The organism is Ketobacter sp. MCCC 1A13808 (assembly GCF_009746715.1).
Classification (GTDB): domain Bacteria; phylum Pseudomonadota; class Gammaproteobacteria; order Pseudomonadales; family Ketobacteraceae; genus Ketobacter.
In genome coordinates this window covers 192,783-219,045 of the sequence record NZ_VRKW01000003.1, presented here as the reverse complement: position 1 = coordinate 219,045, position 26,263 = coordinate 192,783, and the positions used below count along the sequence as shown (strand labels likewise).

26 protein-coding genes are annotated in these 26,263 nt (G+C 51.4%); 13 read left to right on the top strand and 13 right to left on the bottom strand.

What is annotated here, in order from left to right:
- Positions 1-69 precede the first annotated feature (69 nt).
- The 4 genes from FT643_RS07810 to FT643_RS23880 are packed head-to-tail and all read right to left on the bottom strand — an operon-like array spanning position 70 to position 4,487.
- A complete protein-coding gene (locus FT643_RS07810; protein ID WP_156870826.1) occupies positions 70-831 on the bottom strand; it encodes a histidine phosphatase family protein in 762 nt (253 codons plus the stop codon).
- Positions 807-1,910, bottom strand: coding sequence for an HprK-related kinase B (locus FT643_RS07805; protein WP_198043403.1), 1,104 nt, complete (start codon positions 1,908-1,910; stop codon positions 807-809). The genes FT643_RS07810 and FT643_RS07805 overlap by 25 nt, the downstream gene beginning before the upstream one ends.
- 2 nt (positions 1,911-1,912) lie before the next feature.
- Positions 1,913-2,806, bottom strand: coding sequence for a GAK system ATP-grasp enzyme (locus FT643_RS07800; protein WP_156870824.1), 894 nt, complete (start codon positions 2,804-2,806; stop codon positions 1,913-1,915).
- Positions 2,799-4,487 carry an aminoglycoside phosphotransferase family protein gene (locus FT643_RS23880; RefSeq protein ID WP_198043402.1) on the bottom strand — a complete coding sequence of 563 codons (1,689 nt, stop codon included), beginning with the start codon at positions 4,485-4,487 and terminating at the stop codon, positions 2,799-2,801. The genes FT643_RS07800 and FT643_RS23880 overlap by 8 nt, the downstream gene beginning before the upstream one ends.
- A gap of 133 nt (positions 4,488-4,620) precedes the next feature.
- On the opposite strand from FT643_RS23880, the gene FT643_RS07790 reads away from it, so the two are divergent.
- A complete protein-coding gene (locus FT643_RS07790) occupies positions 4,621-5,814 on the top strand; it encodes a GAK system CofD-like protein (RefSeq protein WP_156870823.1) in 1,194 nt (397 codons plus the stop codon).
- Here the strand turns inward: FT643_RS07790 and FT643_RS07785 are convergent.
- The 3 genes from FT643_RS07785 to FT643_RS07775 form a co-directional block, all read right to left on the bottom strand.
- The gene (locus FT643_RS07785; protein WP_156870822.1) at positions 5,811-6,557 is read right to left on the bottom strand and encodes a ParA family protein; all 747 of its coding nucleotides are present in this window, start codon (positions 6,555-6,557) and stop codon (positions 5,811-5,813) included. The two genes, FT643_RS07790 and FT643_RS07785, sit on opposite strands and share 4 nt — an antisense overlap.
- 14 nt (positions 6,558-6,571) lie before the next feature.
- Positions 6,572-7,978 carry a CHAD domain-containing protein gene (locus FT643_RS07780; RefSeq protein WP_198043401.1) on the bottom strand — a complete coding sequence of 469 codons (1,407 nt, stop codon included), beginning with the start codon at positions 7,976-7,978 and terminating at the stop codon, positions 6,572-6,574.
- A gap of 71 nt (positions 7,979-8,049) precedes the next feature.
- A complete protein-coding gene (locus FT643_RS07775) occupies positions 8,050-8,262 on the bottom strand; it encodes a CopG family transcriptional regulator (RefSeq protein WP_156870820.1) in 213 nt (70 codons plus the stop codon).
- Between the two features lie 154 nt (positions 8,263-8,416).
- On the opposite strand from FT643_RS07775, the gene FT643_RS07770 reads away from it, so the two are divergent.
- Together FT643_RS07770 and FT643_RS07765 are read left to right on the top strand one after the other, a co-directional pair.
- Positions 8,417-9,370, top strand: coding sequence for a D-hexose-6-phosphate mutarotase (locus FT643_RS07770; protein WP_198043400.1), 954 nt, complete (start codon positions 8,417-8,419; stop codon positions 9,368-9,370).
- Between the two features lie 240 nt (positions 9,371-9,610).
- Positions 9,611-10,027, top strand: coding sequence for a CBS domain-containing protein (locus tag FT643_RS07765; RefSeq protein WP_156870819.1), 417 nt, complete (start codon positions 9,611-9,613; stop codon positions 10,025-10,027).
- A 58-nt stretch (positions 10,028-10,085) separates the two neighbouring features.
- Here the strand turns inward: FT643_RS07765 and FT643_RS07760 are convergent, their stop codons facing one another.
- The 3 genes from FT643_RS07760 to FT643_RS07750 all read right to left on the bottom strand — a co-directional run bounded on the left by FT643_RS07760 (position 10,086) and on the right by FT643_RS07750 (position 12,314).
- Positions 10,086-10,442 carry a hypothetical protein gene (locus FT643_RS07760; protein ID WP_156870818.1) on the bottom strand — a complete coding sequence of 119 codons (357 nt, stop codon included), beginning with the start codon at positions 10,440-10,442 and terminating at the stop codon, positions 10,086-10,088.
- An 89-nt stretch (positions 10,443-10,531) separates the two neighbouring features.
- On the bottom strand, positions 10,532-11,323 hold the full coding sequence (locus FT643_RS07755) for an SDR family NAD(P)-dependent oxidoreductase (RefSeq protein WP_156870817.1): 792 nt from the start codon (positions 11,321-11,323) through the stop codon (positions 10,532-10,534).
- Between the two features lie 94 nt (positions 11,324-11,417).
- A complete protein-coding gene (locus FT643_RS07750) occupies positions 11,418-12,314 on the bottom strand; it encodes a LysR family transcriptional regulator (RefSeq protein WP_156871156.1) in 897 nt (298 codons plus the stop codon).
- Between the two features lie 129 nt (positions 12,315-12,443).
- Between FT643_RS07750 and gstA the strand changes: the two genes are divergently transcribed.
- A complete protein-coding gene (gstA, locus tag FT643_RS07745; protein ID WP_232339989.1) occupies positions 12,444-13,052 on the top strand; it encodes a glutathione transferase GstA in 609 nt (202 codons plus the stop codon).
- On the top strand, positions 13,052-14,131 hold the full coding sequence (locus FT643_RS07740) for an NAD(P)H-dependent flavin oxidoreductase (RefSeq protein ID WP_156870816.1): 1,080 nt from the start codon (positions 13,052-13,054) through the stop codon (positions 14,129-14,131). The genes gstA and FT643_RS07740 overlap by 1 nt, the downstream gene beginning before the upstream one ends.
- Before the next feature lie 35 nt (positions 14,132-14,166).
- On the opposite strand, the gene FT643_RS07735 is transcribed toward FT643_RS07740, so the two are convergent.
- Positions 14,167-14,820, bottom strand: coding sequence for a C40 family peptidase (locus FT643_RS07735; protein ID WP_317621971.1), 654 nt, complete (start codon positions 14,818-14,820; stop codon positions 14,167-14,169).
- Complete coding sequence (locus FT643_RS07730) at positions 14,786-16,999, bottom strand: patatin-like phospholipase family protein (protein ID WP_156870815.1); 2,214 nt, start codon at positions 16,997-16,999, stop codon at positions 14,786-14,788. Before FT643_RS07730 ends, FT643_RS07735 begins: the two co-directional genes overlap by 35 nt.
- 223 nt (positions 17,000-17,222) lie before the next feature.
- On the opposite strand from FT643_RS07730, the gene FT643_RS07725 reads away from it, so the two are divergent.
- The 5 genes from FT643_RS07725 to FT643_RS07705 are packed head-to-tail and all read left to right on the top strand — an operon-like array spanning position 17,223 to position 19,779.
- On the top strand, positions 17,223-17,642 hold the full coding sequence (locus FT643_RS07725; RefSeq protein WP_156870814.1) for a DoxX family protein: 420 nt from the start codon (positions 17,223-17,225) through the stop codon (positions 17,640-17,642).
- Positions 17,643-17,646: 4 nt separating this feature from the next.
- Positions 17,647-18,216, top strand: coding sequence for a MarR family winged helix-turn-helix transcriptional regulator (locus tag FT643_RS07720; protein WP_156870813.1), 570 nt, complete (start codon positions 17,647-17,649; stop codon positions 18,214-18,216).
- Between the two features lie 14 nt (positions 18,217-18,230).
- A complete protein-coding gene (locus FT643_RS07715; RefSeq protein WP_156870812.1) occupies positions 18,231-18,761 on the top strand; it encodes a hypothetical protein in 531 nt (176 codons plus the stop codon).
- Positions 18,758-19,081, top strand: a complete 324-nt coding sequence (locus tag FT643_RS07710) for a hypothetical protein (RefSeq protein WP_156870811.1) — start codon at positions 18,758-18,760, stop codon at positions 19,079-19,081. Before FT643_RS07715 ends, FT643_RS07710 begins: the two co-directional genes overlap by 4 nt.
- A 56-nt stretch (positions 19,082-19,137) precedes the next feature.
- Positions 19,138-19,779, top strand: a complete 642-nt coding sequence (locus FT643_RS07705; protein ID WP_156870810.1) for a TetR/AcrR family transcriptional regulator — start codon at positions 19,138-19,140, stop codon at positions 19,777-19,779.
- On the opposite strand, the gene FT643_RS07700 is transcribed toward FT643_RS07705, so the two are convergent.
- Positions 19,776-21,443: an OmpP1/FadL family transporter gene (locus tag FT643_RS07700; protein ID WP_156870809.1), complete on the bottom strand. Its 1,668-nt coding sequence runs from the start codon at positions 21,441-21,443 to the stop codon at positions 19,776-19,778. The two genes, FT643_RS07705 and FT643_RS07700, sit on opposite strands and share 4 nt — an antisense overlap.
- A gap of 359 nt (positions 21,444-21,802) precedes the next feature.
- Between FT643_RS07700 and FT643_RS07695 the strand changes: the two genes are divergently transcribed.
- From FT643_RS07695 to FT643_RS07685, 3 genes are all read left to right on the top strand, one after another.
- Positions 21,803-22,906, top strand: a complete 1,104-nt coding sequence (locus FT643_RS07695; protein WP_156870808.1) for a hypothetical protein — start codon at positions 21,803-21,805, stop codon at positions 22,904-22,906.
- A 17-nt stretch (positions 22,907-22,923) separates the two neighbouring features.
- On the top strand, positions 22,924-24,903 hold the full coding sequence (locus FT643_RS07690; RefSeq protein WP_156870807.1) for a BCCT family transporter: 1,980 nt from the start codon (positions 22,924-22,926) through the stop codon (positions 24,901-24,903).
- A gap of 193 nt (positions 24,904-25,096) precedes the next feature.
- Entirely contained in the window at positions 25,097-26,194 is a 1,098-nt protein-coding gene (locus FT643_RS07685) for an efflux RND transporter periplasmic adaptor subunit (RefSeq protein ID WP_156870806.1), read from the top strand.
- Positions 26,195-26,263 lie beyond the last annotated feature (69 nt).

Sequence of the window (26,263 nt, the reverse complement as noted above, 5' to 3'; positions counted from 1 at the left end):
CTGATATTTGTATTACAGCTGTGTTTCATTTTCGTGAAAAACCACCGATACCGGTTCAAATGCATCCACTTAATCAGTATAGACTGTGTTCTTGCTTCGGACTTTCCATTCACCATCAATATGACGCCATCGGCTTTCACCACTATCCGCTTCGGCGCGGGCATTAAATTCAAAAAACAACGGTTGTGCATGGTGCATACTCAATTTGGCAATATCTTCAAACACCAACAACCCCATGCAATAGGCTGCATGCCGAAATGCAGCTCCGTGACCCACGAATAACTTCAAAGTATCGGAAGTTTCGGTAGTGAACAAGCCCTGCATTTGCTTCTCCAAATGAGCGGCGACCCGCTCACCCGCCTGCATCAGGGATTCTGCACCCTGTAATGGCAAACAATAGTGGCTATTGGATTTCCAGTCTGTGGGGGGATCACGATAGCGAGGGTCGGCCTGAAGAATTTCCTCGATCTGCTGTAGCGTCAGATTTGCAGCACTACCGACACTGCGCTCCGCAAGATCTTCGTAGCCCTGTACGTCGATACCCGTTCGCTGCGATGCAGGAGCCGCCAGCTTTAATGCATCGGCAACGATACGCGCCGTTTGCCAGCCACGCAATAATTGCGAACTGTCGATAGCAGAATGCAACTCACATTGCTGCTGTCTTAAAAATCCGGCAATGCTGGCCGCGCCCTGCCGTGCTTGCTCACAGCCCTGCGCGGTCAGCGGAAACGGTTGCAGGGCACTGGGGGTATTCGCCAATTGATGATAGTCGCCGTGGCGCATTATTGCTGCGATCAAACGAGCCATCAACTCAGTATCTCGTGCTGGCATATTTCTGAAAGCGCCGCAAAGTCGACACCACCGGTTGCTTCATAAACGATAATATTTGCGAATACTTTCAGATACCCTGCTTCTGGCAATACATTTTCCTGGTAATAGTGGCCGTTGGCATCACGATAAAAAGGACCCGGTGACTTCATGACTGCGGGCAGCAAATCACGCCGTTGCCGCAAATCAACCCGGGACACCGTCATCGGTTGAGTGGAATTCGGGTCCCAACTCAGAATCAGCAGTGCCCGCAACGGTGCTTGCTGGGCAATACGATTGTCGCCATAGACCTGTTCAATAAAAACATCGTATTTTTCTTCCAGGTTCCAAAGTGTTTGCTTTGGCAGCGCCAGTAGACGATCTATATGCTCGGCGCTCAGCATAGGCTGCAAGCGCGGGTTGTTTACGATAGTGCCGGGATTGATACGGGGTAATTTGGGAATACCCGCGGCCTCAACCTGTCCGTTTGATTCGCGCACGAACAACCGGTCATTCGTTAAAAACCGGATAGCCGGGTTTTCTAACGTGTGCAGCATCAATGTGGATTTTCCACCTCCGGAAAAACCCGCGATCGCCAATGCAGCTTCGTTGTACACCAATCCGCTGGCATGGCAAATCAACCAGTCCCGTTGTTGCAACCAACTCATATACTGGGCATTAATAAAATTGATCACCTGGTTGTCGTTAGTAACACAGGGGCCGGCCGCTATTTGCGTTTGATCGGAAATTAAAAATACCATTCCGGTTCGCACTTTACGGATCAACCGCCCGTCGCTCAAATCGAAAAAGCTGTCTTTACGACCGCTCTTACCGGGTTCGCGCTTCCAGTCGACAAACTCGACATCCAGATCCAGTGGCGGGCACTCAATAGCGATAATCTCGATATCCCAATGTGCTACAGCATCCGGATGGCAACCCGGCTGCATTAAAACCGGCTTGAAATAGTGCCGTAACATTCCGCTTAATTGTTCTGAATTGGAATGCACTGAGATACGACAGTCACCCAATTGCAAATACAGTTCATAAGCCAGGTGATCGTGCCCTGCTGTCATGCGTTGTGCAAACGCGTTGCAAGATTCCATTATCATCTCTTTTTAAATTCGTTAATGACATAGTCGCTGTAGCGTGCGGCGGCATCAATACCTGCACCTTCCAACGCCCCTTTAAAGCCACCGAATGCGGATACTTCAAAGACAATGGGGCCATCTTCCGTCAGGGCCACATCAACGGTAGTGAAGTCCATATTAAAGGGTGCCTGGGCACGAGTTGCCAATGCAATGATGTCGTCTGCCGGAGTGAATGCTTCATAGCGACCGCCGCTGTGAATAGTGGTATTCCAGGTATCACTTTGCGACACCCGTGCATAGGTCCCAAGATAGTTTCCACCAAGAAAAACCATTCCCAGATCACGACCGGATAGATTGAGTTTGCGCTGGATATACATCATCGGGTTGTGCTGCTGAAAGGCACTCACTTCACTGCGTACTGCGGCAGCATCTTCACTGTGCTCAATCACACACATACCGCGAGCCTTGGTGGAAAACAACGGCTTGAATACGGCACTGCCGAAGCGCTGCACCGCGGCCATCGCAGCCTCAACACTTTCCGTTACCAGTGTGTCAGGCATGGGGATGTCCGCACTGCGCAATGTAACGGTACAGCTGAGCCGATTGACCAGCCGCAACATATTTTCAGCGCCGCTAAAAACCCGCACCCCTGCATGCTCTGCCAATCTCAATAATTCCAGCCGATCTAATGTGTTGGGGCTATATTCGGCACTGATTTTTTTTACTATTAATCCATCCAACTGGCTCAGGTCCTGCCCTTCAAAGCACAACTGACCGGTCACCATATCCAGCTGCACCTGCGCCATATCGACCACTAAACGAAATCCGGTACTGGCTTCAACTGCATCTGCCAGCACTTCCGTTGACCACTTTCCCGGTATACCTACAATGCCGATTCTAGGATCAGTCATTGAATATCTCCTTAATCGGTAACTTAAATCGCCCGGCGTTCTCCAACTCGGTTGCCACCACTTTTTCCAATAAATAACGACTGCGCAGATACATGCTGCGTGCCAGTGATTTATCCAGAATAAAACGGGTAGAGGTGGCAAATGAACGCGCTAACCCTAGCGCCAGGCGAATTTCAAAGGTGTCATCGCCCATTTTCCTGGCGAAACGACGCACGAGCTGATAAAAGTCCAGAGCCAGTTTCAATATTCGCTTGCGTAACGGCGCGTCCAGAATCTGCAACCGGTAATTTGAAACCATAAAGACCGACACATCCTGCACATAGTCCATATAACAGGAACGATGTAAATCAATGAAATGAATGCGCCGTTCCAGTGGGTCGTAGATGATGTTGTCAACGTTAAAATCCCCATGAATATAAACTGAAAAGGGGGCTGGCAGCCTGGCTTCCATGCGTGCGGCCCGATGCACCAGATCGTTATAGGAAATAAGTTTAACGCCACACAGACTGCTCTTGCTGGACTCGAACTCGGGGTGAATTTTATAAACGTCGGTTATACGTTTATCCAGCTGCCCCATGAAGCCCGCCTGCACGGGCTTTTCTGTGTGTGTTTCCTGCCAAACAGACCTCAGGGTCCTGCCCAACTGCTGTAAGGTTTCGTCCAGCAACGGTTCGGATTCATTCAGCAATATGCGTTCGAACGTAAAACCGGGAAGATGCTCTATTAGTAACGCTGCGGATTGTCCCCGTTTTTTATAGGACAGTATTTTGGGTGCCAACCCCGGATAGATCTCATGCCAACTTTGTACGCCCTCTCGCTCTTCTTTCACCTTCCGCTTCAGGCCCTCTTTGAAAATAGCAAAGTACGAGTCACCCGCAGAAGAAGAAAGACCCGAGATGGCACTACCGGAGCGGGTCTCGGCGATCGGAGCCACCTGAATCGCTTCATTTTCCGTTTCCAGTTCCGACACCAATGACTGCAGCGAATGATAGCGCTCCCGATTCATCGGCTGTCCGATATTGGCAGAAATAATTGCCTCACTGATTTGCAGCAGCGCTTCGCCCATCTGACGAATGGTGTGCGCCACAAATAACCCCCGCACCAGATCTTTGGTGTTCTGTTTACCCTTGCCCAGTTGGCCAACGTAGTTTTTAAACACTCGCTTATAGGCGCGTTCAAGCTGGGTTTCCAGTTCGCCGATAGAGAGTGCCAGACTTGCGTCATTCGCTTCCAGAGCCGGCCCCACCAACCCGATGCCGGAACGCACCTTTTCCAGCATGGCAATATATTGGTTTGCCAATACGTGCTGAACTTCGTCTACGTATTCCATTTCCCGCAGGCAATCGCGGATCAGCCCGGTAACCCGTTCCAAATCAGTAGCCACCATCTCGACCCCTCGCAGGGTCAATTTTTGGGTATTGTCGGTTTTGCCTGTGGCTAACCGGTTCACACAACTGGTATGAATACGTGTTTTCAGGTTATAGGCATAGCCGCTGCGGTCCAGAATCCGCCGTGCCATTGCCGTCGTCGGAATGGAAAAGAAGTTCTGTAAATCCGCCACCTGGGAATCCACTTCCACACTGAGGAACCGTAAATTATCTTTAATGCCCTTAGGCAAACGAATGGTCATATCAATTTCCCGGATCTGCATTCTATCGCAGCGTTCTATTTGCTCTGTCACTACCAGCCACGGCTGCTCACACTGTTTCCATTCGCGGAGTTTAACGCATTGCTGTTACAATCATTATAGTTCGGTCACCAGCAGACATCTGGGCGTGACTGCATTTCCGCCTTTCAGACAGGAATTCCTTTTTATGACCAATATCCGGGTGTCACGGACCGTTGAAATTCCGGACTTATTGCGTATTACCCGTTATCGTAAATTACCTGAACTTGGCCCTCGCATTCTGTTTTTCAGCGGCGGCTCAGCTATTAATGGTGTTTGTCAGGTTCTTAAGGAATACACCCATAATTCCATTCACCTCGTTACCCCGTTCGATTCCGGTGGCAGCTCTGCCACCTTGCGTAAAGCCTTTCAAATGCCCGCCATGGGGGATGTCCGCAGCCGCCTGATGGCCTTGGCCGATGAGACCGTACTCGGTCACCCCGAAGTGTATCAACTGTTTAACTACCGCCTGCCAAAGGATAAGCCCGCCGATGTGTTGCTGTGCACCTTGCAGGACATGGTCAGCGGAAAGTCCGCCCTGATCGCCGATATAAATAACCCCATGCGCCAACTGATTCGTCATCAGTTAGGTTATTTTCTGTCTGCCATGCCCGATGACTTCGATCTGAGGGGAGCGAGTATCGGCAATCTGATTCTGGCGGGCGGTTACCTTAACAATCATAAACACCTCGATCCCATCGTGTTCCTTTTTTCAAAACTGGTAAATGTGCAGGGCACCGTCCGCGCGATCGTGAACAAAGACGTCCATTTGGCCGCTCATCTGGCGGACGGCCGCTGTGTGATTGGACAACACCGACTCACCGGAAAAGAAGTGGCCCCGCTCACTTCCCCTGTGACCGACCTGTTTCTGTCGGAAACGATGGATGAAGCGATTCCCACCAGCGTTCAATTACGGAAAAAAAATCGCAAATTGATCGAAACCGCGGATCTGATTTGTTATCCGCCAGGCAGCTTTTACACCAGTCTGATTGCCAATCTATTACCCAAGGGGGTCGGCACTGCCATCCACCAAAACAACTGCCCGAAAGTATTTATTCCTAATTTGGGTTCCGACCCGGAACAATTGGGTATGAGTTTCGAGCAAACCATTCTGACGCTGATTCAACACATTCAATCGGATTTGAATCAATCTTGCAGCTTCGATCACTTTCTGAATTTTGTGCTTATCGATAGCAAGAATGGTCGCTACCCCTACCCCATATCCGAAGAGCTGCTGACCGGCCTGGGCATCAACATCATCGACACCCACCTGGTTAGCAAGAAAAGTGCACCCTACTACGATAATGAGCTTCTGGTTTCTGCATTGTTATCGTTATGCTAAACCTTGAGCTTTTGCCGCACCTCTGACCACAAATTATTATAGTGACTGAAGACCGGCTTGGACGCCGCGAACTCCGCAATCGGGGCTCTGTATTCCGACATTTTTTCAACATCGGATGAGAACGGTATGCGACTTTTCAACATTTTGGGTCTATTTGCTTTTATGCGCTGCATGGCGTCAATATGAACCCGCTTTTGTGCCTGCACCATCGAAAAGAACGGCATAATACGCTTGACCGGAATGTCTTTGCTGTCAAAAAAATCATATAACTGATAAAGCGGGCGCTCCGATAAGGCATTCGGTATGACCGGCACCAACACCATATCGGCGGCATTAAACACGTTTTCCGACAACAGGCTGATCGATGGCGGACAATCTAAAATAATGCAATCATAATAAGGGCGCAAACTGCGCAACAGACGACGCAAACGCTTATCTGCTTTTTTCATATCACTGAGTGCAATATCGAACTGACGAAATGACAGTTGTGCGGGCACCAGATCCAGGTTGTCGAAATCAGACCCTTTTATATGTTTCACCAACGTTTTATGATTACTGAAAAACTGATCACTCCAGTCTTGCTTCTTGCTCTTAATGCGAAAGCAATAAGTGGATGCGCCTTGAGGATCAAGGTCAATAAGCAAAGTACGCTGACCGGAATCGGCAGCAAACCAGGCCATATTGATCGCTGTTGATGTTTTTCCTACACCGCCTTTAAAGCTGTAGCAGGCTATTACTTTCATTTTTTTATCTCCTACTACTGAAACAGTTGATCGGCCAGGGCTTTGGTTTCCGGCGAATAAAAATCAGCGAAACGCAGCTCCACTTTCTCCCGCTGTAGCTGCTGCGCCTGTGCCAGAATCAAAATCAATGCGCCAATCGATTTAGCCAGATCATCGCCCCGCTTACCCGCCTCAAGATACTGCATCAACGCATCCTGCTGTACGGAATAGTCATTAAATTTGCCCAGGGTATTCTGTAATTTTCGCAACCGCGCGGCCATTTCGGGCACCTTATCGTGCTGCAAGAGCGGCCCGAAAAAATCCAGAAGGTAGCGAAATTTTTTGCATTCCTTACGCAATTCATGGACTTCTTCGTCCTCTGTTTCCGGCGTAATCAACACCCCCATTTCACCAATTTTTCTAAAACATTTTCGGGATTTCTTTTTGATTAACGTTTGCAACGATTGATGGGACAGCTCCGTTTCCGGCAACGTGCCCACGTCACGAAAAATACCGGTTATGGCATTCATCTCAGAGGCATAGGCTTCACTTTGCAGCCAGGTTTTCACAGCACGACGGGCTCTTTTCTGTTGCAGGGAAAAATCGGAAAACATAGCAGGTAATCCGTCACGAAGATTATCGGGTAACCGCGCCTGATAATCGTCCTGCTTCAGCAGATACACGTCCAGATCCCGCAATTTATTGGTTTTTCCTGCCAGGAGTCCCAGACGCTTCTTCAGCTCCAGAAAGACTGCTTGCGGAAAGACACCTTTCAGTAAGCTTACTAAAGAGCGCACTTTGCGCAAGCACACCCGATAGTCATGCAAGTATTCGGTGTCTTCACAGTGGTGCAGGATACCCATTTCATTCTGCCGGGCAACGCTCAACATCGTGAGCGAAATTTCTGCGACGGCATCTCGGGCGAGAATATCCTGCGGTAGATTTAATTGCGGACGCAGGCTGTAATTGCTGATCTGATAATCCGACAACGTCAGCAAAACCTGCGGCAAATTGCCTTCGCAGGACTCGGCCTTCATCGCAATCAATTGCATAGTGACCTGCTTGAGCGCTTTTTCGTAACCCCGAACCGGTTTGAGCAATAGGATCTGCCGGTTCAACGTTGTAAGCAGTTCCATTTTCAATACGGCTTTGTCGTCTGTATTGCGCAAGGTCAAAAACTGGCGCTGTAAATCGAACTCCTGTACCGCGTCCAGCTTACGCACGGAGATCAAAGAGCGCAGTCGTTGCCTGAATTCGGACTCTGCAATATCGGCTGCAAAGTGAAACGGTTTTTTACTACTGAACTCAAGCGTCTCAGCCTCTTCGCTATAAAGCTGGTACGTTTCGCCCTGCCTCACCAAAAGGCAGCCGGAACGTATGATATGGTTGACAAAGTCATCCACGATCAGCAGATGTTCTGCTTGACTTGATTCGGAGTTCAAATGGTATTTTCCTGCTAAAGCGTCTGCCAGCTTAGCCAGGGAAGCTGATTGGGGTAAAATCCATTGCATGTTCAATCTATTTTAAATTCACCTTTTAAGTAGCCTTTAATCAACTTTTCCATAATTTTCTGCACGGACAGGTCGTCGTTAATGGCTTTGACTTTTAGTTCTTTTAACGTTTTCGCGTCCAGACGCAACGAGGTGTTTTTTTTATGCTTGTCGTCCTTGCTGATCTTCTTATCCTGCTTTATTTTACTTTGACTGTCTTTCTTTGAAGCTGGCATGGTTTGATTCCGAAGATATGAATATTGCTGAATACTGCCCGACGCGTTACGGGTTAGAGGCCACCTGCAAAAATGACGTCATTACGTCATGACGACGCACTATAAGGCCATCCTGGCGTTTTTTCAATACCTAATCCGATAAGAGGCCACCCCCTTGAGCACGAATGATACCAACCGAAGTTCATTGCCGACCCCTGCCGGTCCGGTTAGCTTATGCCAATTGGATGGGCTTACCTGCCTGCGGGTCGATCATCCCCGCGCGACTGCACTGATTGCATTACAGGGCGCTCAGGTTCTGAGTTACACCCCCGCCGGCGCGCGGCCGGTTATATGGCTGAGCGAAAGCGCGGCATTCGCAGCCGGCACAGCGGTTCGCGGCGGTGTTCCTGTTTGCTGGCCCTGGTTTGGCGATGTTCGCCGCAACCCTGATACCGTGCAGAAGAGCCTGGGGCAAGCCACCGCGCTCCATTCCGCTTCGCCGGCTGAATACCCTGCCCACGGCTGGGCGCGGGATCAATTATGGCTGTTAGAAAAGCTGCATTGCGACGATCAAGGCGTCACGCTTTCCTTACGTTTACCCCGCAGCGTTCCCCTTGCCAGCGCATGGCCGATGGAAGTCGACCTGGAATTGGTTCTATTGATCGGCGACCAATTAACACTTCAGCTCACCACCCGTAATCGCAGCAACGCGCCGATCGCTTTCTCCCAGGCTTTACACAGCTATTTTTCTGTAAGCCATATCAATGACGTTATCGTGCACGGACTGGAGCATTGCCCTTACCTGGATACACTGGATGAGTGGCAACAAAAAGCGGATTCGAAACCGCTACTGATCGGCCAGGAAACGGATCGCATTTATGAGGGCAATCTACAAACGTTGAGCATAGAGGATCCGACCTGGAACAGGCGCATTCATTTGCTCAGCACCGGCTCAAGATCCGCTGTGGTGTGGAATCCGTGGATCGAGAAAGCCAAGCGCCTTAGTCAATTTGACGACTCTGCCTATCAGCGCATGCTCTGCATCGAGACAGCCAACGTGATGAAGGATTACGTGCAGCTTGATAGCGGTGAGTCCCATACCCTGACCGTGACCATAACGTGCGATTAGCGAACCGGTAAGGCCCGCACTGGCAAGCTGCATACTGGTGCAGATCCCCACCCAATTCGCCCGCATTGCACCGTAAAGGGACATTTGTGCTGCCAGTTTCAGCGCTAAAATAAAGCGTTATCACGATCTAACGTACATCTACATCTGTCTCGTTGCGTTACTTCTGATTTAGGTGTATTTCTACTCTCAAGCTCTATAGAAGAGAAAGCATAGGCTCCGTTCACCGGAGGAGATAAGGAAATGAGTTATACCATTAATGCCATAACAGTTTCAGATTGCATGAGTTCAAGATACGTTTCTTTCACGGCACAAACACCGGTGGTTGAAGCTGCAACAGCCATGGTTAAAAATGAATTGATCGGGGGCCCCGTGGTGGACGCGAACGGGTATTTGGTAGGCTGGATATCCGAACAAGATTGTCTGAAGACCGTAACTCAGGTTTTGTATTTCTCGGAACGGGTTGCAACGGTTTCAGATATTATGCGTCGCGAGGTGCTGTCCGTACGCAATGGCGATAGCGTGCTGGATTTAGCCAACCAGATGCTGGGTCAGAAGCCAAAAATATATCCGGTGATCAATGAACATAACAAAGTGATGGGCGTGATATCACGAAGAAGAATTTTGCGTGAAATGTGCAGGCAGATCGCCCTGCAATAAGCGCAGACATCCGCCGACAGGGCACTTGTGCCAGCGCTAAAGCTGGCACTGTGCGGCATTATTTTAGCGGATTGCAATCCTTTATAACCACCTTACCTTCCAGCATATGACCCCGTGAATATTCCTGAAAAATACAGGTATTGGAAACTGGATCGTAATTTTCTATCCACAAATTATCATCTTTCCAGGTAGCGGAGATGTGTACCTGTCCTTGAGGAACTTTAACGCTCATCTTTCCGCCCCAGTTTTTTACAAATGCCTGCTCCAGATAGAAATAATAGAACAGCACCCCGACTACCAGAAAAAAACCAGCGACAAAGAAGCCGGCGGGCCATTTTTTTAGGGAATGCCCAATGAAATACAAAACGCCCAGCACGATGGCTGCCAGAAAAATCCAATAAAAAATGGTGATCATAGTGTTTCCCGTGATTTGATAGACCCGCTCGTTGTACCTGAAGCAGTCAAAAAATGCAAAGTATTGCAAGGGCTTCCGCCCCGGCAAAACTAAGCAATGGTATCAACGATACCCCCATCGACCCGCAATGCAGCACCGGTGGTGGCAGATGCTTGAATAGAGCAGGTGTACACCACCATATTGGCTACTTCTTCGGTGGAGGCCGCCCGCTGAATAATGGATGATGGCCGGATTTCCATAACAAATTCTCGGCCCACCTCTTCAACGGATTTTCCACTTTCCAAATCGTGCTTCAACATGTCCTTTACACCCTCGCTCAGCGTGGGTCCGGGTAACACGGCGTTCACCGTCACACCGGTGCCCGCCATACGTTTGGCCAATCCACGAGACAGACTTAATAGAGCGGTTTTGGTGACGCCGTAATGAATCATTTCAGTGGGAATATTCAGGCCGGATTCCGACGACAGAAAGACCACCCTGCCCCATTGGCTTTTCTCCATATGCGGCAAATACGCACGGGACATCCGAACGGCGGACATCACATTCACATCAAAGAACGTTTGCCATTGACTGTCTTCCGTTTCAAAAAAATCTTGCGGTCCGAATATTCCCAGATTATTGACCAGAATATCGCAGCGCGGTACTTGCCTGATAAAGTCTTCACACCCTTCTGCGGAACCCAGGTCTGCTGCCACACCGATTAAGCCTGCACCCGGCACCCGCTGTTTAATGGATTCTATCGCCTTTTCCACATCCGCCCGCTTGCGCCCATTAATAACCACTTCCGCTCCACAAGCTGCCAATCCCTTCGCACAGGCCCAACCGATACCTTTGGTCGAGCCGGTCACTACTGCTGTTTTTCCGCTTAGATCGATTTTCATCGTATTTATACCTCTGACGTGTCGGTGATGTTTAATACAACAGCTTTGACATGAAGATACAGAAAAGTGTCACTTAAATTTTATCTGGCGGATTTTAAACGAATGAACCATGCAGCTTTTCGAATAGAAAATCGATCAACACCCGGACTCGCAGCGGCTGATACGTTTTTTTCGGATACATGAGACAGGCCGATCGAGCACAGCCGGAATAAGGTTGCAACACCTCCACCAACCGCCCCTGTTGCAAGTCTTTTTCTACCATAAAGCGATAGGTTTGCAGCAGCCCGCCCGCATGCCGCGCCAGATCTACGCAACCCAACAAATCCTCCTCTACACTCAACCCGCCTTGAATTTCGACGGGCTTATCCTGACCCTCTATACGAAATTGCCAGGGCACAGGCGAGCCACTACTCGGAAGCAAAAAGCGGATGCATTGATGACGTGAAAGCTGATCGAGTTTGGAGGGGATACCATTGCGAGACAGGTACTCTGGCGCAGCCACCACAACGAGCGACGCGTCGCCCAGGTGACGCGCAATCAGATCCGATTCCGGTGGTTTGCGCATTCGGATGGCCAAATCGAATCCATCGCCAATAAAATCCACGTTGCGATTGCTCAGTTGCACATTGAGAGCAACATCCGGATAGCGCTGGCAAAACTCCGGCAACAACGGCAAAACCCGCAGCTTCCCCAGGGGTGTGGGCAAACTGATGCGCACACTGCCGGCAGGGTTTTGCTGCTCCCCCGCCAACGCCTGCTCGGCTTCGCGCAAGCCCGATAGCGCTTGCCGACAGTGATGCAAATACCGCTCACCGGCCTCAGTCAAACTCATACGCCGGGTAGTACGGGCAAACAGCTCAACCCCCAAACGCTTTTCCAGGCGACTGATGGAGCGGCTCACCGCCGGCGGCGTCACCCCGGCCTTCACTGCCGCTGCCGAAAAGCTACCCTGCTCTGCGCACAGGCAAAATAGTTCGATGCTACCCAGCATCACTTCGTTAAATTGGCGCACCCATTTATTACCTTATGTAATGTATAAAGTGATTCACAACGCATTTATCATCATTTAGGTAATCAATACACTGATATTGAACTCGACACAACCGTTCCTGGAGACATGATGATGAAGCTTTACTATTCCCCCGGCACCTGCTCACTGGCCCCGCACATTGTGCTGCGGGAAACCGGCTCTGAATTCGACTTAGTACGCGTTGACCTGGCCAACGGCACTACCGAAAGCGGTGACGATTACAGCAAGTTTAATTCCCGCAACCAGGTTCCTTTGCTGCAACTGGACAGCGGCGAGCGGCTGACGGAGGGCGCAGTCATTGCGCGTTATATCGCCGATCAGAAACCCGCACGCGAACTGTTACCCGCGCCGGAAACCCTGCAGCGTTACCGGGTCGAGGTCTGGCAAAACTACATCAGTACCGAGTTACACAAAGGCTTTGCCCCGTTGTTTCATTACTCCTTTGCCGATGAGGTGATGCACACATTCAAAAACGCCCTCCTTGGCAAGTATCAATGGCTGGATCAGCAATTAAAAGACAGCAAATTCCTGTGCGGAGCGACGTTCACTGTAGCCGATGCTTACCTCTATACGGTCACCCGTTGGGCTACACCAGTGCAGCTCGATATACACGCACTGACCCACCTGCAAGACTTTATGCAGCGGGTAGCACAACGACCGGCCGTCCGGGAGGCCCTGCTCGCCGAGGGAATTCGATAATGAATAACTGGAAACAAAGCCGGGTAACGGATCGACTTGGTCTTCGCTTTCCCATTGTTCAGGGACCTTTCGGCGGTGGCCTTTCAAGTGTTGAACTTTGTTCAACGGTGTCTGCATCCGGCGGCCTCGGATCGTTCGGAGCGCATCACCTGAACGGAGCGGAAATTATCGCGACCGCTGCGCAAATCCGCGCCAATACAAGCAAGCCGTTCGCACTCAATCTATGGATTCCGTTTGATGGCAGTGACGTTCCAACTTACTCCAATTCGGAAATCACCCAATTAAGTGCGCAATGGGAACCTTTTTTCGAAGAACTTCAGCTGCCGCTGCCGGAGAAACCGGTGCGGTTCAGCCCCGATTACACGGATCAGATTGACGGAATTTTGAAAGCCCGACCCGCTGTATTCAGTTTTGTGTATGGCATCCCCTCCGCGGATATTTTGACGCAGTGTAAACAGCTCGGAATAACGACATTGGGCACCGCAACCAGTATCGCAGAGGCCGTTGCATTGGAGCGGGCCGGCGTTGATATGGTGGTGGCCAGTGGTTTTGAAGCAGGTGGTCACCGGGTTTCGTTTCTGCAACCGGCGGAAGATGCGCTCACCGGTGGTTTGTCTTTAATTCCCCAAATCGCCGATAGCATCCATATTCCGGTGATCGCGGCAGGCGGCATCGCCGATGGCCGCGGTATCGCGGCCGCACGGGTGCTGGGGGCTGAAGCCGTTCAAATCGGTACCGCCTTTTTAGCCTGTGAAGAATCCGGCACTTCGGCCTTACACAAACAAGCGCTGTTTAGTGAGGAGGCCCGCCACACCGGCTTAACCCGTGTATTCAGCGGACGCCTGGCGCGGGGCATCCGCAATCGGTTGATGCACGAGGGACAGCGCAGGCCTATCGCACCTTACCCGGTGCAAAATTGGCTGATGGGGCAGTTAAAACGGGCAGCGATTGAGGCGGAGCGGAGCGATTTGATGTCGCTATGGTGCGGGCAATCGGCGGCGTTGTTACAGCATCAACAAACCCCGGCACTCATCAACTCTTTAGTTGAGGAAACCGACCGGCTTCTGCAACAAGTTTGAGCGGCATCCGGCGCAGGGGCAGGTTTATGGCACGCCTATTCGACCCGGCGTGCCATCCAGTAATGCTTGCTCCAATAGACGTTATCCAGATCGGAAATCACCACCCCTTTCTGCTCCGACACGTGGAGGAATTTACCGCTCTCAACGTACATCCCCACATGACGGTTTTTACGCCCGGTCTTGAAAAACACCAGATCTCCGGCCCTCAACTGGTGTTTTGCTAAAGGCGAACCCACTGCAGCCTGGTATTGTGTGGTCCTGGGCAATTCTACATTAAATTTATTGGCATAGGTCAGATAGACGAACGCCGAGCAGTCCACGCCCTTGCGATTCATTCCGCCCCAGCGATAGGGAACGTGTTTCCAGTCATGGTATTGCTGGTACAGGGTTTGGGCCACTCCGGCACGATAGGCAAGGTCTTTCTTCGCCGCCGCCGTCAAGGGCACGGCTTGGGAGTCCGCCGATTGATCAGCGTTGGATGAAGCCTTGACGTAGGGGGTCGAATTATAGCCGGAAGGCGTACTACAGCCTGCTAATAGCAGGGCCAAACTAACCAGAGTCATTTTAATAGGCGAATACTTCATGGCATTCAGTGTAGTTGAAGCGGTCACGTCTTTCTCTAAACGACTTAACAATTCCACAGTATCAGACGCGCTATCTGAAACGTTGTCCCAGGAAAATAGATACACTGCGATCTCCCTCATCCGTTGCACCAAAACTCAAATAGGCCGGCCCCAATGGCGTTCGGGCCGCTAAAAACACACTGGCTGCGGTCACCGCACTGCCCCAGCTCATGGCTTTACGGTCAATCCAGACATTGCCTTTTTCGATAGAGGCACCCACGTACACCGGCAGCCCCACCGGCAGCGGACCTTTCTTCGTCAAACGCCGATATAGCACGCTGCGTAACAGCACCCGGTGCCGACCATAACGCGAATCCGGCGGTAAGCCTGATAATTCCAGGAAGCCGCCAATGGAAGGAATGTCGATGAAGTCCGAACTGTCGTTATCACCGATTTCCGCATCACCTTCAATCAGTAACGTCTGCCGCCCGGCGCTAATAGCAACGGTAAAGTCAGAATTAAAACGGGAAAAATTCGATTCCGCACCCAATTGAGAATCGTGCTCTTCATGAGTGATGCTCCAGCGTAAGCCGTTGCTTGGAAACCCCAAATCGTCCAACGAGTCTATCCCGATCCTGACAAAATAATACGAATCATGGAAATCAGAAGTATTTACCCCGAGCGAGGCTAAATCCAATCCGGCCTGTAAATCCAGGCTGGCACTCGCATAAGAGAGGCCGAATCGAATTTCGCCTAGTTCCCGCCACAAAGTACGCCCTAGCGAAAATTCAACCCAGGTAGAACCTTTCTGATATTCAGACAAAGGTGCCTCCTGTAAATCATCCAGATACACATCAAACACTCCCGCTTTATAGCCCACGGCCGGCTCCACAAAATACGTCAAACCGGTGTCCAGCGGCTGCAAAAAACGAAGTTCGATTTCCGTATTCGTTCCAAATTCAAGGCGACCAAATGCGGTACCACCAAGACTGTTTAAACCGGATTGGCGCAGGCTTGCAGAGAGCCCGAAATCACTGTGACCACTAAAATCGTCGGCCATCTCCAAACCCATTTTCAGCCAACTGTTTCCGGTCTCCCGCGCTACGCATATTATCTCCAGCCCGGTTTGATCATCGGCGTTGGTAATGTTGTAACGAACCAGGCTGAAATAGTCCAGACCATACAAGCGGGATAAGTCGTCCTCCAGTTCAGCACGATTTAACTGCTCACCCACTTTTTGTCGTACCAGGCTACGAATCGAGTCGTCACCGACTACGCTGTCGTTTTTGATTTCCAAAAAATCAATCACCGGCTCTATCTCTTCGGCCTCGGGTGTCGCCTCCTGCACGACTTTTAAATTCGATTTATCCTGGTCGAACATGATCAGTGCGGCCTCAACTCCAGCCTCAATTATGCCTTCGTCCTGATCAAAGTCGGCGGCGCCGTAACCGTCCAGATCTGGTAATATCAACACCTCGTCGTCGCGCAAATTGACCCTTTGGGCCACGGTGTTTAAACGCACCAGGAAAGCACTCGTCTGGGAGGCAATCGCAAAAATAGAGTTGAGTTCCTCGCGCTTACGTAAAGGGGCGGTCACGTCCACCGCGATAATAAAATCAGCGCCCATCTGACGCGCCAGATCAACCGGCATGTTGTTGGCGATCCCGCCGTCCACCAATAACCGGCCATCTCGTTGCACCGGAGCTAAAGCACCTGGAATGGACATGCTGGCCCGAATTGCCGATGTCACATCACCACTGTCCAGCACCACCTGCTCACCGGTTTCCAGGTCCGCCGCTACCGCTGCAAACTGAATCGGCAATTGCTCGAATGTCAGGGCCCGACCTTGTTGCTCAAAAAGCTCACCCAATACCTGCTCCAGATGCTGCCCTTCAATTACCCCGCGAGGGAAAGTAATACCGTTCGGACTAATGGACATGCGAAAGTCTGCGGTCATGCCCGCTTCGAGTTGCCGAAAGGGGTAGGGTTGATGACGTCGTGGCGAGGCATCGCTGAGGGCATCGCGCCAATTCATATTACGCGCCAAACGATCAATTTCTTCTGCCGAGCGGCCGGTGGCATAGAGCGCGCCAACTATCGACCCCATACTGGTGCCAGTGATGATATCGGGCTTGATGCCTTGGGATTCCAGCACGCGGATAACACCAACATGGGCCAACCCCCTGGCACCCCCGCCACTCAAAACCAATCCTATCTTGGCATTTTCGGGCACCACGATCTCGGCGTGGACCGCCGCAGAATGCCACCAAACGAACATAATGGCCCAGGTAAGCCGCTGCCACATGCGTATTTTTTCCTTGTGCTTTGAATCGTGAGTCCCGCAATTTCAAATCAATATAAAGCTCGTTGCAACCTATTCGTTACCCCTTCCAAGCACGCTTTCTTGCAAATCCACCCGCCGTCTTTGACTCCAGCTACCAAAAAATGGGCTTTTTCGGTGATTGACGTTTGTCAATTGATTGCCTATTCTGGCTCAATCTTAACCATAACAAACACAAGAGCACTGCATGGACTACGCAGCACAAGGGATTCAACTCCTGATTATTTTATTTTTTCTGCCCGCGGCCATTTTCAAGCTGATTGGCCATCCGCATATGCGCAAAGAATTTGCCCGCTTTCACTTTCCTTTCTGGGTGGCCCGGCTGGCAGGCACAGTCGAATTATTTGCCTGTGTGATGCTAATGATCGGCTTTTCCGGCAACGTCTGGGGTTTACTCGGGGGGCTGCTGCTGGTTGGCGTCATGGCCGGCGCCACCTGGACTAATTTTGCGAAGCGACCCCCGGTGTTCGGATGGGGCACACTGGTGATCCTGCTGCTGTGCGTCGGGGTGTCGGCCTGGCAGCTTGGCTCCCTCGACCCCGCGTGCCGCACCACCGTCAATCACCTAACCCATTGCGTTACCTCAGCCATCGGCAAAGGAGCCTGATCCAGTGACCCAAAAAAAGCCCTCCGAACAGGAAAGCGACTCCCTCACTTCCCGCTATTTTTTAATGAGCGGACTGTTACATGCGTTTTACTGGATGGACGAAGGTTTGCAGAACCATTTCAAAGCTGCCGGCTTTCCCAAGGTATCCCGTACCCAATCGATGATTATGGCGAACCTGGCCGATGGCATCACGCGCCCGTCGGAGCTGGCCCGGCGCATTGGTATCAGCCGTCAGGCGGTGCAGCAATTATTGGTGGATATGGAGCAGCGCAAATTGGTGCGCTTGGTACCGGACCCCGATGACGCCCGCGCCAAGATTGTTCGTTACAATTCCCAGGGTCTGGAAATTGGGCAGGTTGCCATTAATGCCCTGACACGAATCGACGCAGAAATCGAAAATCGGCTGGGGCGCAAGGCGTTACTTGAATTACGCCGTATTCTGGTGGAAAGCGACTGGGGTGTACCGGTGCAAGCGACCGAGGCAGAAGCACGAACACAGGATAACGACAGTTCGATAGATGCCCTGGTACGTCACACAAAAACAAAAAAACCAATTGGTAACCCAGATTTCTGAGGGGAGAAGTGACAATGGAATCCGTTCGCATGGTGTTGATGCCATGGTATATGGAAATCAAATTCATACATTTGTTCGCGGTCATGGCCTGGATCTGGAGCACATCCGTTGCCTATATGTATTATCTGGTGCCGGTATTTAAAGCTTGGCGGCGTAATCCTGATGATATCGGAATTATGGTACTGCGCGACTGGGTAATGGATCGTTTTGACGAAGGAGCCAAGATCGAGCACATCGCCTTTCCGGTTATTATGGTTAGCGGTCCATTGCTGTATCTGGCCGCGGGCTGGAATACCAGCTCGACTTGGCTGACATTAAAATTGCTGATCGTTTTCGGTTTGTTTCTGCCGATCGAATTTCTTGATTACCACCTCTCTCACCTGGGCGGCAACAAACACGCCGTCTTGGCCCGGCAAGGTCCGGAAGCCCATGAACGAAAAATCCGCCAACATTGGTGGTTCTTCCTGATTACAACGCCGCTGATCACCTATTTCGCCGTGATTGTTGTGTTTCTTGCCGTTACCAAACCAGGACTGGCATCATGAACGACACCGTTATAAATAAAGCCCCCGGCTTTCGCACCCGCCCCTTTTCAGGCTCGCCGAAACATTACTTGAGTATCGCTTTTGCCATCGGCGCGGGCACCCATGCGTGGCTCTACGGTGGATTGTTCGTCATTGAATATTGGTGGCACGGCCGGGATTGGATTATCGGCTGGAAGCCCATTACATTCTCGTTACTTTCTGCGGCTGTTTTGACACGCCATACTTATCAGTCGATTATGGGGCTGGACGCCCATCGAGGGCGTGGATCACGCTGGCAATTAACCTCTCGTCATATTAAATTACCGGAACGGAAGGTTTAAGATTGCGGCGACCCCCCGTATAATCAGGGCACCCCTAACCCTAACAAGAACTACCAATGTCGAAAGCCCGCGGCCGACCTCTGGATAAAGACCGAATCAAGCGCGATAAATTATTAGAACTCGCTTTTCAGGAATTTTCAGAACACGATTTTAAAAATGTATCGATCCGTAAACTGGCCGCCGACGTCGGTGTCAGCGACTCGCTGTTTATTCATCATTTCGGTTCAAAGCAAAAACTGTGGTATGAGGTTGTCGACACCCTCATTGAACGGGAATTTAAATCGCTGATCGCACAATATAAACAATTATCAATGCCTACCCAATCATTTGATCTATTACGCGAAAACATCGCCGAGTTATTTCGTTTGGCGAAACTCAGACCGGCTATGTTCCGTTTATTCTTCAGAGAGCTGAACAGCGACAGCGAACGCGCCGATTACCTGAAACGCAAATATCTTCACCCTTATCTTCTGCTGTTTGATGCGGCGATCGACCTGTGCATAAAACGCGGGGACATCAAACCGTTGAATCCGCTCACCCTGCATACGCTTCTGCTGGGCTCTATTAATATTCTAATTAATCCGGGACTGCTTAAACCCGGACTGAATTTTGCGGATGAGCAACAGGATCTGGACTCCGTTGTGGCAGAAGAATTGGTGGACACCATTTTTAACGGCGCCACGTCTGCGCGAACTTAAAAGGGAGCACTGTAGCTGACCTCCAGAAGATACGCGTTCATCTGGCTGCTAAAGTCCGTTCCCGCATAGGGGTTATAGATAAAATTATTAAAATCATCTGAGCTGTTCGCATTGGTACTGGTATTTGCCGGAACACTGGCTTCAGCATGCACATACCCCAACGCCACCTCCAATAACCGGTCATTTCTCATCGTGTATTCAACGCCAAAGCCAAAAAGTTCTGCGTCCCCCACCGGCAACAAGACGTCTTGCTTATCATCCGGAATGGAACTCTTGCGGGGCTCATAACCAAAGCGCAACGCCAGATTATCGTTGTACTGATATTCCACACCGAAGGCCCAATTCCACACACTTTTGTAATGTCGCGGGATCGTTAGCTCAGTCAATTCGGAATACGCCGAGACCAGGGTCGCCAATTTAGTAAAATCCAAGGGCTGATCAAACGATACGCTAAGCCCATCCCAAACTCCCCAATCGGTCCATTTAACGTCGATGTTGAGTTTCCAGCGCGGCGCGGCTTGCAGGCTGATGCCGGTAGAGAAGTGTGCCGGGGTTATAATTTCTATCTCCGCTTTTCCGTATTCAATTCCACGTCCGTGAGGGGAATCCACCTGCCCGTCAGGAAACGGCAACAGGAAATTAATGCCCTGGCCCAAATTGGACTGATGCAAGCCGCCAAAAAAATTGACCCATTCATCGTGATAGGTCAAACGATAAGTGCCATCCAAATTCGCTTTTCGCTCAAATTGATACACTACACCCCAAGTAAACCAGTCATTGGGTTGCCACAGCGCGCCGATATTGATTCCCGCTACCAAACCGGATTCCGCATCAAATTCCAGTTGAGTCGCATTGGTATAGGGTCCCATCCGCGCCAGGCTCTGGTCCAGGCCGCATAGATTTGCCAGTGGCATCGGATCATCCTGCGCCGGACACGCATTTTGTTCCTGTAACCGCCGGGTTAACAACTCCCCCCACGCCAGTGCAATGTTCGGCACTCGTATTGAGGTGCCCGCCGTAACCCCCTGCCAGGAAAAATTGATGGACGCACCCACAGACCAGTGTTCGGTCAGCTGAACGCCGATGGAGGGTGAGAAGTAGGTGATGGTTGCCATCGACATATACTCCCCCATGAATCGCGCTGGATCATCTTCATCCTCACGGATATAGCCAGCCGCCATAGGCGCATAAGCCGCCGTGGCAAAGGTGACGTCCGAGCCCGGCGGCGAATAGGAAGCACCACCCATCGGCATAATTAGAACCGGTAGCGGCCACTCAGTAACGCCTTCGTCGTAGGGCAAGCGCAAACCAATCGTAGAGGTTTTGCTGGTTCGATGAGCGGCTTCATCGTGATATTCAAAACCATCAAGAATCTGTCGGGTTTTATCATCGTGCCCGCCGAATGCGACTTCGAATTCCATCGAGGCCGCCAATACTTTCAGGTTCAACTGACGCCCTTTCAGCTTGGCTAAGCCCGCGGGATTGTAATGGATAGAATCAATGGAAGGTGGGTCAGCCGTCACCGCATTGCCGAGGGAGAGGGCTTTGGCATTACCCATGGTGAGGTTTTCTACTAGAGCGGCCTGCGTCCCAAACGAATTCACAAGCACACTGAAAACCAGCGCCCACAGAGGTACATTTATTTTAGGTCCGATTACATTCATAGTGCGCCATCTTATTGTTTTATTTAAATATTTATTTGTGGCTGCTTACTTTATGTCTGTGCCCAGACCTGCAATTACGGACTCCGAAATTAATTGAGCACGCGCTCAGTATAATGACCCTTCAGTCGGTTGAAAAGCCCCGAATACACAGACTCTGCCCCGTTTCCCCTATCACCGAGCAAAACGTCACCCACTTAGCCGACTGGTGCTATGTATAACTATTCTGCCGTGCTACCCCCCCCCACCTTTGTGTCGCTGATTGCCCGCCCACTTGCGACATTGTGTATTAACTGCCACTGTTAAAGACTATTTCACTTTGTTTACGACGGTGGAATCAAAGTCACGCACGGAGGCGCTTGATGATAAAAATCAACTGCAACGCCCTTGGTATCAGTCCGGCCTTATTCACAGCAACGATGCTGACCATCCCCTGCAATAGCACCGCACAACACACTCTCTCAGGCGGCTTTTGGGCCAACTATCAATATCTGCCAGACGACGAAGCTAACAAAAACAGCTGGGGAGAAATTGGCAGCGAAGCCCTGATTCTCTATCTGGATGGTGCCGCCGATGAAGCCGACGGGCGCTGGCTCTATTCCGCCGAAGTCCGCGCCGGTCGCGGTAGTTTTACCGATCCGGATAACAACTCCAGCGGCGATCAGTGGGGCGTACATAAAGCCTGGGTGGGCTGGCAACTGAGCCCGCAACATCAAATAAAAGTGGGTAAAAGCCAGGTGCCTTTTGGTTGGAAATCTATAAATTTCTGGCCCGGGGATATGCTGCTGGGCGGCTACGGTGATCAGATGGATGTAGGTGCAAAACTGGAAGGTGATTTCACCGGGTGGCGCTATGACGCGGCCCTTTATCTGGCCGATGACTGGGGTACCACCAGCACCGACACTATGGATGATAATGGCCACTGGGGTAGCTCCGACACGTATCGCAAGGTGCAAACCTGGGTCGGCAATATTGAATACAGCCTCACTGCACAGCACACCATCGGGGCATCGGTGCAGGCCGGCAAACTGCAGGATCTAACCGGGAACCCCGAACGCCCGGTGGATGATTCGCACAAAGCGGCCGTCCTCTATTACCAGGGCACCATGGGAAACTGGTATCTCAACGCTTCGCTGGTCAGCACCCAGCGAGACCTGCCGACGGAATACGCTCAAATACAAACCCCACCGCTGCCCGATGAAATTGAAAATCAGCGCTACGGCCTGGAACTGGGATACACCCGTGGTAACTGGAACTGGTATCTGGACACCACCGCAGCCAAGCCGGACACCCAAGGCTCGGATGCCGATACCGTTACCGCATTGGCGCCGGGGTTCAAGTACGACTACGGTCCCGGCTGGGTCTACGTAGAATACTTAACTCAGGACGGTTTTATCGATCGCAACGGCATGATCGGCGAAGGCGACTTTGAAGCGTTGTATGTCACCCTCGATTTCTATCTTTAATTGAAGAGCCCAACTCTATGAATAATGCAACCAAGCCAGACTGGTACAAAATCAATCCACCCGTGTTTTTCAGCTCTGCCGGTTTGTGTTTAATCATTGTGTTGTATGCCGTTCTGGCGCCGGAACAATCCGGAACGGTGTTCGCAGCGCTGCAATCCTGGGTAGTGAACACGGCCGGTTGGTTTTATATTCTGGCAGTAGCGTTGTTTTTGATTTTCGTGGTGATTCTGGCATTTTCCGATTATGGCAAAATAAAACTGGGGCCGGACCACAGTGAACCGGATTACAGCTATGGTTCCTGGTTTGCCATGTTGTTTTCAGCGGGCATGGGTATTGGCTTGATGTTTTATGGTGTGGCCGAACCCATTATGCATATGACCGCACCGCCGGATGCCGCGGATGGTACCGTGGATGCCGCCCGTGAAGCCATGCGCATCACCTTCTTCCATTGGGGTATCCATGCCTGGGCCATTTACGCGGTAGTTGCACTGTCCCTGGCGTATTTTTGCTTCCGCCAGAATTTGCCACTGACGATCCGTTCTTCACTGTATCCACTGATCGGCGAGCGCATTTACGGTCCTATTGGCCATGCGGTGGATACCTTTGCTGTTCTGGGCACCCTGTTTGGGGTTGCCACGTCACTGGGGCTGGGTGTGGTCCAGATTAATTCCGGTCTGCATTATCTGCTGGACGTGCCAAACAACAGCACTTTGCTGCAAGTGGGCCTGATTATCGCGATCACCGGCTTGGCCACGACTTCCGTGGTGATGGGGTTGGATGGCGGCATCCGCCGGGTATCGGAGCTGAATCTGGTGCTGGCACTGGTGCTGATGGCATTCACCTTGCTGGCCGGACCGACCCTTTATTTATTTCAGACCTTTGTACAAAACACCGGGCATTATTTATCAAGCTTGGTGGAAAGCACCTTTAACCTGTATGCCTATCAGAAAAAGGACTGGATTGGTGGTTGGACTTTGTTTTATTGGGGCTGGTGGATCGCTTGGTCGCCTTTCGTGGGTATGTTTATCGCACGTATTTCCCGTGGCCGAACCCTGCGAGAATTCATTATGGGTGTGTTGCTGGTGCCCACGGTTTTTACCTTTTTGTGGATGACAATATTCGGTAATACCGCTATCCATATGGTATTTAATGAAGGCTTGGTTGAACTGTCCGAAGCAGTTTCCGCAGACACCTCCGTCGCCTTGTTTAAATTCTTTGAGCATTTGCCGTTTACTGCCATCGCATCGACCTTAGCGACGGTGCTCATCGTTACCTTTTTCGTGACTTCTTCCGATTCCGGTTCACTGGTTGTCGACATGTTGACGTCCGGCGGTGAGAACGAAGACACGCCGGTTTGGCAAAGAATCTTCTGGGCCGTTGCCGAAGGAGCCATCGCCGCATCGCTGCTATTAGCCGGGGGCTTGAGTGCCCTGCAAACCGCGACCATCGCCAGCGCCCTGCCCTTTACCATAGTGATGCTGTTAATGTGTTGGGGATTGTTCCGTGCCCTGCGCCTGGAAAAGGTAAAACAAACCAGCCTGCGCGACGCCATGCTGGCTCCGCGGGTCATGTCCAATCCGGTTCCCTGGCAAAAACGCTTATCGCGCATCGTCCGGCAACCCTCTCACAACGAGGTCACGGAATTTATGGACACGAACGTGCGTCCGGCAATGGAGCAGGTAGCCGCAGAATTCAGCAGCAAAAATATTCGCGCCAAGGTTAATCATGATCAGGATCAGGTTTGGCTCGAAGTGTTGCATGGTGACGAAATCGATTTCTTTTATTCAGTTCACGCCAAACCCTATACACCACCCAGTTTTGTCATGCGTGATACCAGCAGCCAACGCGGATCTGAGCTGCGCTACTACCATGCGGAAGTGTACTTAAAAGAAGGTGGTCAGGACTACAGCGTGATGGGGTGGGCAACGGAACAGCTGATCGCCGATATGATCGACCAATACGAAAAGCATATGCATTTCTTAAGGGCGTTACGATAGCCTAGAGAGCAACCAGTAAAGCCCGACGATAAAATCGGGCTGTTCCCCACCTCCGGCGCTAGCCGGGCAAAGTGGCAGTGGATCCCACGCTACAACCGTGCTATGGCCATCCACTGCGCATCATGTTTATATATCCCCCTCCAGAATTATTCCAATACCACCTAATACCACCCAACCCAGAGGGCTATGAGTAATGAGTTTGTCCCGAGTCTGCCTCCACCAGATCGTTGTCGCACTGGTTTTGCTCAGTGGCGCGACCGCCAGTTATTCCCAGAGCGAAGCGGTGCCGGTCAGCGTGGTGTCGCCCACCCAAACCGTACCCACCAACCGATTACGATTGAGCGGAAACCTGGTGGCGGTGCAACAGGCCAATCTATCCGCACGGGTAGATGGTTTGGTCGGCCAGGTTAAGGTCGATGCCGGCGATCGAGTGCGCAAAGGGGATGTATTGCTCGACCTGGATGACGCCCTGGAAAAGCATGAACTGGCGCGTTTACAGGCCTCCACTTCGGCCGCCGAAGCACAGGTTAAAGAAGATCGGCGCTTGGTTGATGAAGCACAGCGACTGACCAGCAATAACAGCCTGCCAAAAAATGAATTGTATCTGCGTCAGGCGGCACTGGACGCCAACCTCGCCTTGCTCGCTGCCGCCAAAGCAGAACAGGCGGCGCAACAACAGCGGGTGGAATGGCATCACCTCACCGCTCCGTTCGACGGCGTCATTTACCGCAAACTGACTGAAAACGGCGAATGGGTCACACGCGGCACACCGGTGCTGGAATTGGTGGCGACCGATCGCTTGTATCTGGATGTGCAAGTGCCGCAGGAACGCTTCGGTACACTCAGCCCCGATACTGAAGTTAACGTACTACCGGATGCCATTCCAGGGCAAACGCTGAAAGCCAAAGTCGTGGCCCTGGTGCCGGTGGGTGAAGCTGGCAGCCGCACGTTCCGGGTGCGCCTGGTGATGGAAAACAGCGACAACCAGTTAGCCGGACTGCTGCCCGGTTTTTCCGCCAATGCCGTTTTCAATCTTTCCCAGGGAAATAAAACTGCGCTGATGGTGCCACGCGACGCGTTACTGCGGGACCCGGATGGCAGCTTCAGCCTGATGACCGTGACCGACAGTGACGGGCAGACCCTTGCCAAACGCGTCAAAGTGAAATTGGGTTACCAGTCCGGTACGCAGGTGGAAATTCTGGAAGGTTTGGTCGCTGATGCGAAAGTCGTGACCCGTGGCAATGAAATTCTGCGACACGATCAATTGGTTAAAATTGTGAAAGACAAATAGAGCCGGAAGCCCAGAACCTCCCTTAAATGCAACTTGTTAACCCTTTATTCGCAACCTGACAGCAACAGG